The sequence below is a fragment of the Nonomuraea sp. NPDC050451 genome, from assembly GCF_044458585.1.
In genome coordinates, this window is the sequence record NZ_JBITHZ010000010.1 from 228,557 (window position 1) to 243,797 (window position 15,241).

Below are 15,241 nucleotides of genomic sequence, written 5' to 3' on the forward strand. Positions count from 1 at the left end.
AGCCCGGGCACTTCTGGCCGTACATCTGGAATTTTCTGGTGCGTCATCGAAACACCGCAGTCACGCGGTCTCGTGATGGAGCCATTCGAGCAAGTCGGGCTCCGCGAACTCGGCTATCCGGCGGTCGTAGTGTGCTCGATCCTCAACGGTGAGGAACTGCTGCCATTGGCCCGACTTACCACTGCGGAAAAAGCGTTGGCGATCGCGGATGTAGCCGAGTTGCTCGTCGGGTGCGAGTTCGGTCGCGCGATTTCGCATCTGCTGGAACGTGGCGGCCTCGACCAGCTCCGGCCACCTGCTCTCGTCGATCTCGATGCCGAGCCGTTCGGCGAGCCGTCGCATCTGGCCGGGGAGGTCCTCGGAGAGCTCGGCGTAGTGCAGCAGGATGACGTTCGGCTCCTCGCGGCGGACCCATGCGCGGCTCTGCGTCCAGATCAGCGCACGCAGCGAGTCGAGGTTGACGTACGGCGAGTCGTCGTTGTCCACCCAACGCAACAAGTACGTGCGTTCGTCGAGGAGGTCCCTCTCGTCATGGCCGTCGACCGGGGCGTCCGCCGCCCCGTTGCCGGGGTGGGCGGCCTGGTGGATCAGCCGGCGGATCACGTCACGTTTGAGGTTCTTGCCGTGGCTGCGCAGGGAGATGGCGACATCACGGGGATCCCGCCCCACCGTGATGTAGGTGACCTGCGGATCAGTCGGGATGCCGTCGAGAGGGATGTGGGTCTTGATGAAACGGCGGTGCTGCTGAGCGGACAGGTGGTCCCAGACCTCCTGCTTCGGGCGTACGAGCATGTCGATCCACGGTGAGAGGCTCGACAGCGGCGCGGGCAGCTGGGGTGTCTGGAAGACCAGAAGCGCGCAGATCATCTGGGTCCAGGTGGTGCCGCACTTCGCCGGGGAATTGATGACGATGTCGCCAGGCCGGAATTCGAACCCGTCCCACCGAGAGCTGTCCTCCATCGGTGTGAGGTAACGAGCTAGATGCGTCGTCATTTGTGTGAGTTTAATCACTGCACGGGAGTTACGGAAGGTATGTGATTGTCTGTGTGCATTCCGTGTAAGAATCACAATTAGCCATATTACTGATCTGGCGAGCCGGGAATTGTCGAAACTCCAGGTCAGGGGCCGAGTCATCACTGCTTAAGGGCTCATATGAAATAAGCCGCTGGCTGGCATTCTGGTCCGGCTGCTCACCAACCGCGCAGGGAGTAGGCGGTCACGCCCTCGGGCAGTTCGGCGACGCGTGACAGCGCGCCGGTGTTGATGTTCCAGCCGAGCAACCTGTCCCCGCTCTCGATGATCACCGTGTCCTGGCTGATCCAGCCGCGCACCGGGCAGCCGCTCTTCCCGCACCTGATGTCAGGAGAATCGCCCCAGGGCAGGAGCAGCGTCCTGACCACCCGTCCCGTGTCGGTGTCGGCCACGACGACCACGTCGGCTTTCCCCGCCTGGTCGCCGTGGGCGGACGCGGACCTGGCGACGAGGTTGCCGCGCTGCCATCCGTGGTTGCCCAGGACGCCCACGGGCATGCTGCCCTCGTCGGTGATGCCCCGGACGTCCAGCACCACCTCCGACCCGCCCTCCTGGATGACCGTCCGGCCGCCTTCGCCGGGCGAGACGATCCTGAGGTCGCGGTAGCCCGCGACACCCGTGAAGCCCTTGTACGCCTGCCGCCGCACCTTCCCCGTGGCCAGGTCGAGCAGGTAGTCCGCCTCCTCCTGCTCGACGAGGAGCTGCTCGCCGCGCCAGAGCACCACCTCGTTGAACCCCGGCACCGGGTAGCGCCTGGCCTGGCCGATCACGAGGTCGACGACCACCACCTCGTTCTTCTGCGGGAAGGCGGCCATCGTCCCGTCGGGGGAGAGCGAGTTGGGCTTCAGCGGCGTCCCGCCGTTGCCGGCGGAGTCCCGGGAGTCAGCCAGTTTCACATCGAGAGGGACGCGGCCGTCGGACTTCATCATGTAGATCCGCCCGTCGCCGAACTCGGCCAGCGCCAGAACGGACCCGGAAACCGCGGCCACAACCGGGATGTCGGCCCACCTCTCCGGCAGTGCGGTCGCCAGCGTGGGCAACCCCGCCTCATCGCTGGGTGGCGGCGCCGTGTCCATGGGCGGGGTCGGGGTCGTGGGTGTGACGCTGGGGTACACGGCGATGCCGCGCTGGACCGGCTCCGGGGACACGACGATTTCCACCACGACGAGCGCGGCGACCGCCGCGACCGCCGCGACCACCGTCCACCGGCGGCGGGAACGGCTGCGCGTGCCCTGCCGCCACAGCTCGCCCGCGCGGGACGGCCCCTCAGGCAGAGTCTCGGCGAGGTCGTCGAAGAGCTCCCGCAGCGTCTGGTCCGTCATATCAGCACCTCTTCCAGCTCGGGAGCGACCTCGCGTAACCGCTTCAGCGCCGCGTGCGTCTGGCTCTTCACCGTCCCGGTCGAGACCCGGAGGATCGCGGCGACCTCCCCGACGGGCAGGTCCTCGTAGAAGCGCAGCACCAGCACCGCCCGCTGCTTCACCGGCAGCCTGGCCAGCGCGCGGGCGAACACCACCTTCAGGTCCGACGCTCCCGAGGTGTCGTGATCCGCCAGCTCGGGCGGCTCCCCGTAGACGAATTCCCGTCGCCTCCGCCACCTGGACGCCACTTCCCTGTACAGGGTGGTACGTACGTAATTGACCGGGTCGGTATGCACTTTCGACCAGCGGCGCGCCAGTTTGATCAGGGCATCCTGGAGCACATCCTCGGCCAGATGCCTGTCACCGCTGATGAGGATGGCGGCACGCAGCAGCCGCGGGTGCCAGGCGGCGACGAAGGCCTCGAACGCCTCGGAGTCCGTCATATAGACAAGACGCCCGAGAGACGGTGAACGGTTGGGGCCTCGGCGAAATCCGCCGTTTTCCTGGAATCGGGCATGGTGTCAGGGCGGCCCTCCGAGATCGACGCGCGCCTCGCACCCGACCCAGGCCCATCGCCTGTCATCATGCACTCCTATCGGGGTAGGCCTGCGGCAGTTCGGCGGCGCGCCGGTAGGACGGTCGGGCCCGGGGTGACGTGAATCACCGTCGCCGACGCCTCATCGATGTCACATCCCCCGGCCCGATTTCGTCTTGAGGGGTGAGGCACGGATAGGGGGCCCAAATGCGTTCGTTGTTGGCCAAGCGCCGCTCGTTTCAGTTCTCCCACTGGTCGTTCATGTTCGCGGAAATCGCCGTCTGGTCGTTCGTCGTTCTGGCGGTGACCGGGGCGGTGCTGATGGTGTTCTACAACCCCAGCATGTCCGCGGTGACCTATGACGGCTCGTACGGCCCGCTGCGCGGACTCTTCGTCAGCAAGGCCTTCGACTCGACCATGCACCTGAGCCTGGAGGTCCGGGGCGGCCTGCTCATCCGCCAGGTCCACCACTGGGCGGCGCTCGTCTTCGTGGCGGCCGTCGTGTTGCAACTGCTGCGCATGTTCCTCACCGGCGCGTTCCGCCGCCCGCGCACCGGGCAGTGGCTGATCTGGGTGGTGCTGCTGGCGCTGGGCATGGCCGCGGGCGAGACCGGCAACGCCCTGCCTGATGACCTGCTGTCGGGCGGGAGCCTGTGGCTGATGAAGTCGGTTGTCCAGTCCATCCCCGTGGTGGGCACCTGGGCGCTGTCGCTGCTGTTCGGCCCGGACTTCCCCGGTGACAGGGTCATTCCCGTCATGTACGGGGGCCACCTGCTGGTCGCGGTCGTCATGGCCGGCCTGCTGATCGCTCGTGAACTGCTGGTACGCCGCCACGGCCACTCCCGGTTCGTCGCCTCGCTGCCGGTGCGGCGGAGCGCACGCCCGATGATGGCGTTCGCGACGGTCGGCATGCTGATCATCCTCGGGTTCGGGTTCCAGATCGCCCCCATATGGCTGTACGGCCCGGCGACACCGACGCAGATCTCGGCTGGCTCGGTTCCCGACTGGTACATGGGGTTCCTCGACGGCGCCCTCCGGATCATGCCCGGGTGGGAGCTCACCATCGGGGACTACACGCTCAGCCTCGCGGTCATCGTCCCCACACTGGTGATCCCGGGGGTCTTCTTCACCGCCCTGGCCGCCTACCCGATGGCCGAGCGCTTCCTCGTCTCGCGACGCAGCCGCCGTGACGCGCTGGGCCGGCCCAAGACGACGAGCCGCCTGGCCCGCGAGAAGCACGCGCAGGACCTGCTCGACCGTCCCCGCGAGACGCCGGTGAAGACGGCCGTCGCGGTCGCCGGCGTCACGTTCTACGGCCTGCTGTGGGCAGCCGCGGCCAACGACCAGTTCGCCCACCAGTTCCAGCTCACCGTCGATGCTGTGACGATCTTCTTCAGGTACGCCGTGGTCATCGGCCCCGTCATCGCCTTCGTCGTCACCCGGTGGATCTGCCTGGCACTTCAGCAGACGGATCGCGACGTGGCCGAGCACGGAGTGGAGACCGGCATCATCGTGCGGTCCCCGGACGGCGGATTCCACGAACGGCTGGCGCCGCCGCGGCAAGAGCACCGGGAGCCGGCGATCACTTCAGGGCGATGACGGTGAAGAAATAGGACACAAGGTGTCGGGTTTCGGGTCGAGCATGGGTTCACCGGTCCGCGTCGATGGCGGACGCGGACCGGCCCACGGATAGATAAGGACCTCAATGCGCGAAACGCCCGAAGAGCTCAAAGAGCTCCAGGCTCTCCTCGAAGCCTCCCTCTCCCGTTCCACCTCGCACCTGCGCTCGATCGTCACCGAGCGAACCCTGACCGCGGAGCAGCTCACCCGGATCCTGACCGGCATGTGCACGCTCGCCCTGTCCACCGTGACGGCGAAGGGCGAGCCGCGGATCAGCGGCGCGGACGGGCACTTCCTGCACGGCAAGTGGCACTTCGGCACGGCACGCACCGCCGCCAAGGCCCGCCATCTCGCCGCCCGCCCCGCCGCCAGCGTCGCGCACATGCGCGGGGAGGATCTGGGCGTGTTCACGCACGGCACGGTGGAGATCCTCAACCCCGACGATGGCGAGCCGGCCGCGGACTGGCCGGACCTGCTCGCGTACTTCAAGGACTTCTACGGCGACGACCCCTTCGACTGGGACAACGACGTGGTCTACTACCGGCTGCATCCGCACTGGATGACCGTCTACGCCCCCGATATCGCGAAGCTCACGGCGGCGTCCCAGCCCTGATCCGCGGCCCAGGGCCCAGCGGGACCGTTCTGGCCACGCCGCCCCAGCGCGGATGGACCGCCCGTCCTCCACGCCCCTGCCGATACCCCTTGTCCGTCAGGAAGGGGATGGACGGGCGTCCAGGTCGATCAGGTTGCGATCCGGGTCGGCGGCGTCGTACAGCACGCGAACGCGGGTCTGCCCCCGCAGACGAGGACCTGGGTCGTCGGGGAGGTAGTCGCTGGCTGCGGTGTATGTCCGGCCTGTCCGCTCATCCTGCCACGTCGCATGGACGACGTAGGGGTGCCGGTTGTTCACCCGCACGCTGAAGTCGCGTCCGACATGCTCGATCTCCGCCCACACCTGCCGGCCCTGCTCCCGGAGCCAGGCTCGCAGCCGGGTGATCCGCCGTCCCTTGACGAACAAGACCGTACCGATCGGTGTGAACACCACACCCAGCCCGCCGACGATCAGCGGGGCGAGGAACGCTGACGAGAACGACGCGATCCGCGCATCGGACGGATCGTCCGGGTCGTAGGCGACGGGTACGCTTTCGCCCTTGTCATGGGACGGCGGGTTGGTGCCGGTGGAGCTCTGAAACGCGTACTGCCTGCCGCCCACGGTGAACTCCACGGTCGGGTACCACAACGTGGTGCGGCGGGTGTGGCCGTCGGAACTCCGTGTCGTGCTGGTCCGTGCGTCCAGCGCGACCACGGTCCCGTCGGTCCGTCCGGCCGAGGCCAGGAAACCCGCCGTGGAGGCGGCAAGCGCGATGCCGACGCAGAGCAGCACCAGCCCGATCAGACCGAAGATCCCGCCCACGATGGTGAAGAGCCGTCCGTTACGCATAGGACGAGTGTGCCCGATCGGCGATTCGGGGCCGGCAAGTGTCACGCACCCACGGGCAGCGCGGCCCGGGGGAGGGCCGCGGGAACCGCATCGCCTGGGAGCTGGGTGATGGCGCAGTGATGGCGGGGTGACGGCTGGGTTATGGCTGCGGCCGACACTACCGGCAGAGGCTCTGCGGCTACGGGACGAGGAAGGCCGATGGCGACGAGATTCACCTATCCCGGTGTCTATCTTGAGGAGATCGAGAGCGCGGTCCGGCCGATCGTCGGCGTCGACACGTCCGTGGCGGCGTTCGTCGGCCTGGCTCTGGAAGGGCCGCGCACCCCGACGACGATCAACAGCTGGACCGAGTACGACAGCACCTTCGGCGGGCTGTGGACCGGCAGCGAGCTGAGCTACGCGGTCTACCAGTTCTTCCTCAACGGCGGCGCCAAGGCGATCGTCGTACGGGTCGGCGCCGACACCCAGCACGCCACCGTCGACCTCGGCGACGGCGTCAAGCTGCGGGCCAGGACCCCGGGCACGGCGGGCAACACGCTGACGGCGACCGTCAAGCACGACTCCGCCGACAGCAAGCACTACACCCTGACGATCAAGGTCTCCGGCAAGGTGACCGAGACGTACGAGATCTCCACCGACCCGGCCCTGCGCGGCAGGTGGCTGGACCGGGCGCTGGAGACCTCCAGGCTGGTCGGGCCGGCCGACGGCAGCGCGGTGGACAGGCGGCCCGCCGAAGGGGACAAAACCGTCACCCAGGCGGCCGACGTGACGCTCAACCCCGTCGACGTGATCGGCGACCCGGTCCGGCGCACCGGCATGCAGGCCCTCCTCGACGTGCCGATCTTCAACCTGCTGGTGATCCCGCCGCAGCTCGCGCCCCCCGCGTCCCCGACCGCTGACGACAGGGACGCCCGCTGGGCGCCGGTGATCGACGCGGCGGCCCGGCTGTGCGTGGACCGCAGGGCGATGTTGCTGCTCGATCCGCCCTTCTCCTGGACCAGCGTCGCCAACGCGACCTCGGGGGCGGGCGCGGGGCTGCCGGTCACCGGCGTCGCCGGACGCAACGCCGCCGTCTTCTACCCGCGCCTCACGATCTCCGACCCGGCGGGCGGTCCCGACCTGACCGTGGGGCCCATCGGCACCGTGGCCGGGGTGTTCGCCCGTACCGACACCCTGCGCGGGGTGTGGAAGGCGCCGGCGGGGGTGGACGCGGCGCTGGCGGGCGTACGTTCGGCGACCGTGGCGCTGACCGACGCGGAGAACGGCGGCCTCAACCCGCTGGGCGTCAACTGCCTGCGCACGTTCCCCGTCTACTCGCACGTGCTGTGGGGGGCGCGGACCTGCCGGGGCAACGACGAGGTGGGCGACCCGTGGAAGTACGTCCCCGTCCGCAGGCTCGCGCTGTTCATCGAGGAGACGCTGTTCCGCGCCACCAAGTGGGTGGTGTTCGAGCCCAACGACGAGCCGCTGTGGGCCTCCATCCGGCTGAACGTCGGCGCCTTCATGGACGGCCTGTTCCGCCAGGGCGCCTTCCAGGGCAGGACGGCCCGGGAGGCGTACTTCGTCAAGTGCGACAGGGAGAACAACCCGCAGGCCGACATCGACGTCGGCGTCGTCAACGTGGACGTCGGCTTCCAGCCGCTGAAACCCGCCGAGTTCGTGCGCATCCGGATCCAGCAGAAGCGTCCCGACGCCTGACGATCGGCCAGTCCCTAGGAGCGACATGGTTCAGTTCTCCGTCAACACCACTCGCCTGGACCCGTACAAGAACTTCAAGTTCCGGGTGAAGTGGGACAACAAGTACGTCGCCGGGATCAGCAAGGTCAGCGCCCTGCGCCGGACCACGGAGGTGGTCGAGCACCGCGACGGCGGCGACCACTCCAGCGCGCGCAAGTCGCCGGGCCGCACCAAGTACGAGCCGATCACGCTGGAACGCGGGGTCACCCACGACCCCGAGTTCGAGCAGTGGGCCAACAAGGTGTGGAACTACGCCAACGCCCAGGCGGGCCCCGACCAGCGCGACCGCGAGGTGGCGCTGGCCTCCTTCAGGAAGGACCTCGTCATCGAGGTCTACAACGAGGCGGGCCAGAAGGTGCTGGCGTACCAGGTCTTCCGCTGCTGGGTGTCGGAGTTCCAGGCGCTGCCCGACCTCGACGCCAACGCCAACGCCATCGCGATCCAGCACCTGAAGCTGGAGAACGAGGGATGGGTACGCGACCTGAGCGTCACCGAGCCCACCGAGCAGGACTCCTGAGGGGCGGTCCGGTGACTGTGGTGGCCGGTGCTGCTGAGCTGCTCGACGCGTGGGAGGCGGGCTGGGACCGCACGCCGCTGGAGCGGGGCCTCGCCCTGCTCGCGGCCGGTACGGGCCGCTCCCCGGGCGAGCTGGCCCACCTGACCATCGGGCAGCGCGACCGGGCTCTGTTCGAGCTGCGTGCCGCGCTGTTCGGCTCCAGCCTGGACGGCGTGTCCACGTGCCCGGAGTGCGGCACGGACGTGGAGGTCTCCTTCGACCAGGAGCAGCTGCTCGACCCGCCGTCCTCGGCACCGTGCCGGCTGCCCACCAGCGCCGACGTCGCCGCCGCGCTGTCCGACCGCGACCCGTGCGAGGCCCTCGTCGGCCGCTGCTCCGAAGCGGGGGACGCCGGGAAGGCGGCCGCCGCCTGGGCCGCGGCCGACCCGTTGCTGGACGTCGAGCTGTGCCTGTCGTGCCCCGACTGCGGGCGGGAGTGGGCCGAGTCCTTCGACATCGTCAGCTACCTGTGGTCGGAGCTGGACGGCTGGTGCCGCAGGACCCTGCTGGAGGTGCACGACCTGGCCGCCGCCTACGGCTGGACCGAGCCGCAGGTGCTCGCGCTGAGCGCCTGGCGGCGGCAGTGCTACCTGGGGCTGGTGAGATCGTGAGCGGCCTGGTGCAGCGGCTGATCACGCGCAGCCGCGAACCGGTGACCGGCATCCGCCCCCGCCCGGCCTCGCTGTTCGAGGACCACCCGCCGACGAGCCACGCCGAGGCCGAGCCGCCTGCCTTCTCCGACGTTCCGGACCCCGGCCCCGCATCCCGGCCGCCGGACGTTCCCGTGACCAGGCGGGGACTCCAACGGCCCGCGGTAGAGGAGTCGCACGAGGAACGCGAGATCGAGATGGAACGATCCAGCCCTCGAGAAGCCGATCACGGGCAGGCTCCCGCACCCGCGCCGGAGCCGTCGGTGACCAGGCCCGGTGCGGTGGATCCAGCCGTCGCGATCCGGGGGCCGCACGTGGGGCGCCCCGCCGCCGCCACCCCGCCGCCGCACATCCCCGCTCACCAGCCCGACTCGCCGGTCCCCGCCATCGCCGAGGCCGGGCGCGCGGCGGGCGCTCCTCTGCTGCGGGTCGCCGCGGGCCCCGTGCTCGCCGCGCCGGCGCGGCCTTCGCGTGCGCAGGCGGCACAGGACGCTTCCGCGCCCCCGGTGGTCGAGATCTCGATCGGGCGGCTCGAGGTACGCGCCCCGCAGGCCCAGGCCGCCCCCCAGCCCAAGCCGCCCCGCAAGGACCACGCCTCGGTGCTCCAGGCGTACCTGCGCAGCCGGGGCAAAGGGGAGCTGGCATGAGCAACTCCCTCGCCATCGCCGCCGTGACCGCCGCGCTGCGCGCCAGGATCTTCAACCGGCTCGGTGGCCCGCAGGTGACCATCGTGCCGCCGGACCGCGCGCCCGACGAGGTCAACGGCGACCACGTGAACCTGTTCCTGTACCGCACCGACATGCACCCCTCCTTCCGCAACGCCGACCCGCCCGGCTCGCCGCCCGGGGAGTCGCCGAGGCCACTGCTCCCGCTGGTCCTGCACTACCTGCTGGCCGCCTACAGCAACGACGAGGGCACCGCCCACGAGCTGCTCGGCGCCGCGATGCTGGCGCTGCACGACACCCCGATCCTGCCGGGGGAGGAGATCCGGGCCGCCACCGCGATCCCGCTGCCGGGCAGCGACCTGCACCTGCAGCTCGAGAACGTGAAGGTCAGCTTCGAGTCGCTGAGCCAGGACGACATCGCCAAGATGTGGACCGCGTTCGCCACGCCGTACCGGGTCTCGGCGTCGTACCAGGTTTCGGCGGTGCTCATCGACAACCCCGCGCCCGGCACCGCGCCGCTGCCCGTGCTCAAGCGCGGCCCCGACGGCAGGTCGCCGGTCGCCCACCCGGACGCCGCCTCGCCCTTCCCGGCGCTCACCGGCATCCGGTACGGCGTGCCGGGGAGCCCGGTCGCGCTGCCCGGCGAGACCGTCACGCTGACCGTCCGCAACCTCCCGGCGGGCGCCCTCGTGGCCCACCTGCGTCACCTGCGGGTGCCGGCCACGGCCGAGGTCCACCTCCCCTCTCCGGGAACGGCCGACGTCGCCGTCGCGCTGCCCGCCTCCGGGCTGCCCGCCGGACCGTGGGCGATCTCCCTGACGCCCGCGTCCGGCGGGGTGCCCACCAACGAGGTCCCTTTGGCCGTCGCCCCCGAGATCGTCGCCCTCGCCGCCACCCCGGCCGGTGGCACCCCGGCCAGGACCACGGTGACCGCCACCGTCGCCGATCCGGTGTCGGTCGGCCAGCAGGCGGCCGTCCTCGTGGGCGGCCTGCACCTGCCGGTGCCCCTGCTGACCGCGGCCACCGGCACGCTCTCGGTCGCGGCCCCGATCCCGCCTGGCACGTACAAGGTCCGGGTCCGGGTGGACGGCGTCGACACCGACATCGTCGACCGCGCCACCGGTGCCTTCAAGACCGGTCCCACGGCGGAGGTGGTGATCCCATGACCGACGCGCCCACCTGGGAGCAGGCCAACGGCGCCTACCTGAAGGCGTCCCTGGACTGGCTGGCCGTCCGCCTTGCCGCCCTCACCCCGCAGGCCCCGAGTCCCACCCGGCGGTCTGAGCCGGAGCCGCTCGGGACGAGGAGGGGGTGGCTCAGGACCCGTGATCGCTCCGCCGGGCCCCGCACCGCCGCCGCGCGCTCCACCGACGAAGCGGCAGCGCGGGAGCCTGCGGCGCAGGCGTCGGCGGACGCGCGGCGAGGAGCGGCGCAGGGGGCGGATGCGCGGCAGGGTGCGGCTCAGGCGATGGCGGGGGCGCGGGAGGCCGCGGCTCGGGCGATGGCGGGGCTCGGGGCGCCGGCCTTGGTGCAGATCGCCGAGCGCCTGGGGCTGAGCGACTTCGAACGGGACGTGCTGCTGCTGTGCGCCGCACCCGCGATCGAGCCCGGCATCACCGCGCTGATCGCCGCGGCGCAGGGGGAGCCCGCGCCCACCTTCGCCCTGGCGCTGCGCCTGTTCGACGACGCCCGCTGGGACGTGCTCTCGCCCGAGCGGGGCCTGCGCTTCTGGCGGCTGGTGGAGCCCGTGGGCGCCGGAGCCCAGCCGCTGGCCGCCGTGCCGCTGCGGGCCGACGACCGGATCGTCGACCTGGTCAGAGGGCTCAACCGGCTCGACGAGCGGCTGACGGGGCTGGTCGAGCACCGCCCCGACCCGGCGGCGGGCCTCGGGCTGCCCGCCTCTTCGCAGGCCGCGGTGGACGCCCTGGTCGGTGCGGCGCTGACCGACACGCCCGACGGGCGCTTCCCGGTGATCCAGCTGCTCGGCGGCGACGAGCCGAGCTGCGAGCTGGTCGCCGTACGAGCCATGGCGCTGCTCAACCGCGAGCTGTACCACCTGCCGGTCGGCGCGCTCGTGGCGGCGGGGGCTGATCAGGACCTGGTGGCCAGGCTCTGGCAGCGCGAAAGCCTGCTGCTGCCGATGGCGCTGCTGCTCGACGCCGTGGACGCCGACCTGTACGACCCCGTCACGGCCGCGGCGCTGCGGCGGTTCCTGTCCCAGGTGGGCGGGCTCGTCCTGCTGGCCACGCGCGAGGTGTGGCCGGTCACCGACCGGGCCACGTCGGTGGTGGACGTCATCCGGCCGACCCTCGCCGAGCAGGCCGAGCTGTGGTCGGCCGCGACCGGGCTGCCCCTGGAGGGGGTGCCGCGCACGCTGGCCGGCCAGTTCCGGCTGAGCGTGCCCGCCGTTCACCGCATCGCCACCGCCCTGCGGCCCGTGCTCGACGCCCCCGACGGGCGGGCGCGCCTGTGGGCGGCCTGCCGCACCTCGGCCAGGCCGAGGCTGGAGGCCCTGGCCCAGCGGACGGTGCCGCAGGCCAGGTGGGAGGACCTGGTGCTGCCCGGCGAGCAGACGGACCTGCTGCGCGGGCTCGTCGCACAGGTGCGGCACCGCGCCACGGTCATGTCCACCTGGGGGTACGGGGAGCGCAGGCAGCGCGGCAACGGGGTCACCGCGCTGTTCAGCGGCCCCAGCGGGACGGGCAAGACGTTCGCGGCCGAGGTGCTCGCCCACGAGCTCGGCCAGGACCTCTACCGCGTGGACCTGTCGGCCGTGGTCAACAAGTACATCGGCGAGACCGAGAAGAACCTGCGCAGGGTCTTCGACGCGGCGGAGGACGGCGGCGCGCTGCTGCTGTTCGACGAGGCCGACGCGCTGTTCGGGCGCCGCAGCGAGGTGCGTGACAGCCACGACCGCTACGCCAACATCGAGGTCAGCTACCTGCTCCAGCGGATGGAGGCCTACGAGGGGGTGGCGGTGCTGGCCACCAACCTGCGTGCCGCGCTGGACCCGGCCTTCCTGCGGCGGCTGCGGTTCGTCGTCGACTTCCCGATGCCGGGGCGGGAAGAGCGCAGACGGTTGTGGTCGGCGGCCTTCCCGGCGGGCGTGCCGCTCGGCGACCTCGACCTCGACGCGCTGGTGGACCTGCCGGTCACGGGCGCCGCCGTACAGGCGATCGTGCTGGGCGCCGCGTTCCTCGCCGCGGACGCGGGCGGGCCCGTCGACACCGCGACGGTGCTCACCGCGGCGCGGACGGAATTCCGCAAACTGGGCCTGCCGCTGACGGTCCCGCACCCCGAGCGGGTGGGCCGGTGACGCGCATCGTGCTGCACATCGACAGGGTCGTGCTGGAGTCGGCCGGCCACTCCCGGCAGGAGCTCATCGAGGCTCTGGCCGAGGCCGTACGGCGGGATCTGGCGGACGGGCCCACTCAAAAGGCCGCCCGGCGGCGGTTGAGCGTGGACGCCGCCGACGGCTCCACGCCCGGGCTGGCACAGGCCGTCGTCGCCGGGATCCAGGGACTGGCGGGAGGCGGGCAGCGGTGAGCGCGCAGTTCGCACCGGGGACGCCCGTGGTGCCGAGGGGCGGGCTCGTCCTGCTCGACCCCGCCAACGGCACGGTGCTCAGGGTCATCACCCTGCAGTACAACCCGGACACCATCACCCGCACGCTCCAGCCCCAGGGCGTGGGCGCCGAGCCCGGCGACCGCAGCGAGGCGCTGCGGCTGCGCGGGCCCGCCCACGAGACCATCAAGCTCGAGGCGGAACTCGACGCGACGACGCAGCTCGAAGACCCCTTCGCGCCGGGCAACGACGCCGTCGCCGCGCACGGCCTGCTGCCCGTCCTGGCCACGCTGGACCTGCTGGTGAACCCGACGGCCGGCGCCCTGATCGCGCAGGACGAGGCGGCCCGCAACGGCGCTTTCGAGATCGTCCCCGTCGAGTCGCCGCTGACGGTCTTCGTGTGGAGCCGTGACCGCGTGGTGCCGGTCAGGCTCACCGAGTTCACCGTCACGGAGGAGGCGTTCGACTCCAACCTCAACCCGATCAGGGCCAAGGTGTCGCTGTCGATGCGCATCCTCACCGTCGACGACCTGGGGTTCACCCACCGGGGGAGCGGCCTGTTCCTCGGCCACCAGCGGCGCCGCGAGCAGCTGGCCGCGCTGCACCCGTCCGACCAGCTGCGCACCCTCGGCCTCGACGGCCCGCCAGGAGGCACCTGATGTTCACCGCGACCAGCCGCTACCACGGGATCGAGATCGCGACCCACCGGCCGGAGGGCGGGGAGCCGATCCCGTACGTCCGCCGCAGGTTCCTGCCGGACCGGCGCACGCTCACCGTGATCGCCGTGCACGTGGTGCGCGACGGCGACCGGCTGGACCGGATCGCCGCGCTGCACCTCGACGACCCCGAGCGCTTCTGGCAGATCGCGGACGCCAGCCTGGTGCTCGACCCCGCCGACCTCGCCGCCCGCCCCGGACGGCGGCTGGACGTCGCGCTGCCCACCGCGACCACCGGGAGCCCGCATGGCTTCTGAGCTGCTGCTGTCGCTCAGGCTCGGCGCGGTGCTGGCCGAGCAGGTGCCGCGCGAGGTCGTGGACGCGCTGCTGTCGGTGCAGGTGAGCGAGGGGGTGGGACAGCCGGGCGGGTTCCGGCTGTCGTTCGGCATGGGCAAGCGGTCGCTGCTGTTCCGCGAGCTGCTGCCCTCGGGGGCGCTCGACCCGCCGGCCAGGGCGCAGATCGTCGTGACGATCAGAGGCCAGGCCACCGTGCTGATGGACGGCGTCATCACCCGGCACGAGGTGACGCCGTCCGCCGAGCCCGGCCAGGCGCGGCTGACGCTCACCGGCGAGGACGTCTCCCGGATGATGGACATCGTCGACTTCACCGGCGTCCCGTACGTGGGGCTGCCGCCGGAGGCGCGGGTCGCCGTGATCTGCGCCAAATATCCGATGTACGGGCTCGTCCCGAAGATCGTGCCGAGCGTCTACCTGACCACCCCGAACCCGCTGGAGTCCGTCCCCGCCCAGCAGGGCACCGACCTGGCCTACGTCAAGGCGCTCGCGGCGCAGGTCGGCTACCAGTTCTTCATCGAGCCGGGGCCGGCGCCCGGCGTCAACTTCGCCTGTTGGGGTCCGCTGGTCAAGGCCGGGCCGCCGCAGCCGGCCCTGTGGGCCAACGCCGACGCGACCACCAACATCGAGACGCTGACGTTCACCTTCGACGGGTTCTCCGCGACGCAGTACGTGGCGCTGATCCAGGAGCCCGTCACCAAGTTCCCCATCCCCGTCCCGATCCCGGACATCACCCCGGTCAACCCGCCCATGGGCGCCCGCAAGCCGCTGCCGCTGAAGGCGTCGGTGGTCAGGGGCCTGGCCAAGCTGTCACCCCTGCAGGCGGCGGGGGTCGCGCTGGCCAGGGCCGCCGACAGCTACGAGGTCATCGGCGGCCAGGGCACGCTGGACGTACTGCGCTACGGCCAGCCGCTGCGCGCCCGCCGTCCCGTCACCGTGCGCGGCGCGAGCCTCGGCTACGACGGCACGTACTTCGTCAAGAGCGTCACCCACGACATCACGCGCGGCGGCTACACCCAGCAGTTCACCCTGACCCGCAACGCGTTCCTGCCCCTCTCCTAAGGACCTGC

At 71.2% G+C, this 15,241-nt stretch carries 16 protein-coding genes; 12 read left to right on the forward strand and 4 right to left on the reverse strand.

All coding sequences use genetic code 11. The features are described 5' to 3' along the window. Positions 1-60: 60 nt before the first annotated feature. The 3 genes from ACIBI9_RS29745 to ACIBI9_RS29755 all read right to left on the reverse strand — a co-directional run bounded on the left by ACIBI9_RS29745 (position 61) and on the right by ACIBI9_RS29755 (position 2,836). Complete coding sequence (locus ACIBI9_RS29745) at positions 61-993, reverse strand: sulfotransferase domain-containing protein (RefSeq protein WP_397226489.1); 933 nt, start codon at positions 991-993, stop codon at positions 61-63. A gap of 197 nt (positions 994-1,190) precedes the next feature. Next, a complete protein-coding gene (locus tag ACIBI9_RS29750; protein ID WP_397226491.1) occupies positions 1,191-2,354 on the reverse strand; it encodes a hypothetical protein in 1,164 nt (387 codons plus the stop codon). Further along, positions 2,351-2,836, reverse strand: a complete 486-nt coding sequence (locus tag ACIBI9_RS29755) for a SigE family RNA polymerase sigma factor (RefSeq protein WP_397226493.1) — start codon at positions 2,834-2,836, stop codon at positions 2,351-2,353. The genes ACIBI9_RS29750 and ACIBI9_RS29755 overlap by 4 nt, the downstream gene beginning before the upstream one ends. 299 nt (positions 2,837-3,135) lie before the next feature. Between ACIBI9_RS29755 and ACIBI9_RS29760 the strand changes: the two genes are divergently transcribed. Next, positions 3,136-4,527, forward strand: a complete 1,392-nt coding sequence (locus ACIBI9_RS29760; protein ID WP_397226495.1) for a cytochrome bc complex cytochrome b subunit — start codon at positions 3,136-3,138, stop codon at positions 4,525-4,527. Positions 4,528-4,633: 106 nt separating this feature from the next. After that, positions 4,634-5,161: a pyridoxamine 5'-phosphate oxidase family protein gene (locus tag ACIBI9_RS29765; RefSeq protein WP_397226497.1), complete on the forward strand. Its 528-nt coding sequence runs from the start codon at positions 4,634-4,636 to the stop codon at positions 5,159-5,161. Positions 5,162-5,257: 96 nt separating this feature from the next. Here the strand turns inward: ACIBI9_RS29765 and ACIBI9_RS29770 are convergent, their stop codons facing one another. After that, positions 5,258-5,989, reverse strand: coding sequence for a DUF3592 domain-containing protein (locus ACIBI9_RS29770; protein WP_397226499.1), 732 nt, complete (start codon positions 5,987-5,989; stop codon positions 5,258-5,260). Between the two features lie 198 nt (positions 5,990-6,187). Here ACIBI9_RS29770 and ACIBI9_RS29775 point away from each other — a divergent pair, with 198 nt between their 5' ends. The 10 genes from ACIBI9_RS29775 to ACIBI9_RS29820 are packed head-to-tail and all read left to right on the forward strand — an operon-like array spanning position 6,188 to position 15,233. Next, positions 6,188-7,687 (forward strand): phage tail sheath C-terminal domain-containing protein, encoded by a 1,500-nt coding sequence (locus tag ACIBI9_RS29775; RefSeq protein ID WP_397226501.1) that lies wholly within the window; start codon positions 6,188-6,190, stop codon positions 7,685-7,687. Between the two features lie 25 nt (positions 7,688-7,712). After that, positions 7,713-8,243: a phage tail protein gene (locus tag ACIBI9_RS29780; protein ID WP_397226503.1), complete on the forward strand. Its 531-nt coding sequence runs from the start codon at positions 7,713-7,715 to the stop codon at positions 8,241-8,243. Positions 8,244-8,254: 11 nt separating this feature from the next. Beyond that, positions 8,255-8,893 carry a hypothetical protein gene (locus ACIBI9_RS29785; protein ID WP_397226505.1) on the forward strand — a complete coding sequence of 213 codons (639 nt, stop codon included), beginning with the start codon at positions 8,255-8,257 and terminating at the stop codon, positions 8,891-8,893. Continuing rightward, positions 8,890-9,579, forward strand: a complete 690-nt coding sequence (locus ACIBI9_RS29790; protein WP_397226507.1) for a hypothetical protein — start codon at positions 8,890-8,892, stop codon at positions 9,577-9,579. The genes ACIBI9_RS29785 and ACIBI9_RS29790 overlap by 4 nt, the downstream gene beginning before the upstream one ends. Further along, complete coding sequence (locus tag ACIBI9_RS29795; protein ID WP_397226509.1) at positions 9,576-10,763, forward strand: DUF4255 domain-containing protein; 1,188 nt, start codon at positions 9,576-9,578, stop codon at positions 10,761-10,763. Before ACIBI9_RS29790 ends, ACIBI9_RS29795 begins: the two co-directional genes overlap by 4 nt. Beyond that, a complete protein-coding gene (locus tag ACIBI9_RS29800; protein ID WP_397226511.1) occupies positions 10,760-12,913 on the forward strand; it encodes an ATP-binding protein in 2,154 nt (717 codons plus the stop codon). Before ACIBI9_RS29795 ends, ACIBI9_RS29800 begins: the two co-directional genes overlap by 4 nt. Next, positions 12,910-13,143 (forward strand): hypothetical protein, encoded by a 234-nt coding sequence (locus ACIBI9_RS29805; protein WP_397226513.1) that lies wholly within the window; start codon positions 12,910-12,912, stop codon positions 13,141-13,143. Before ACIBI9_RS29800 ends, ACIBI9_RS29805 begins: the two co-directional genes overlap by 4 nt. Then, positions 13,140-13,820, forward strand: coding sequence for a hypothetical protein (locus tag ACIBI9_RS29810; protein ID WP_397226515.1), 681 nt, complete (start codon positions 13,140-13,142; stop codon positions 13,818-13,820). Before ACIBI9_RS29805 ends, ACIBI9_RS29810 begins: the two co-directional genes overlap by 4 nt. Next, entirely contained in the window at positions 13,820-14,134 is a 315-nt protein-coding gene (locus ACIBI9_RS29815; RefSeq protein ID WP_397226517.1) for a LysM domain-containing protein, read from the forward strand. The genes ACIBI9_RS29810 and ACIBI9_RS29815 overlap by 1 nt, the downstream gene beginning before the upstream one ends. After that, positions 14,124-15,233: a hypothetical protein gene (locus ACIBI9_RS29820; RefSeq protein WP_397226519.1), complete on the forward strand. Its 1,110-nt coding sequence runs from the start codon at positions 14,124-14,126 to the stop codon at positions 15,231-15,233. The genes ACIBI9_RS29815 and ACIBI9_RS29820 overlap by 11 nt, the downstream gene beginning before the upstream one ends. The last annotated feature ends 8 nt before the right edge of the window (positions 15,234-15,241 follow it).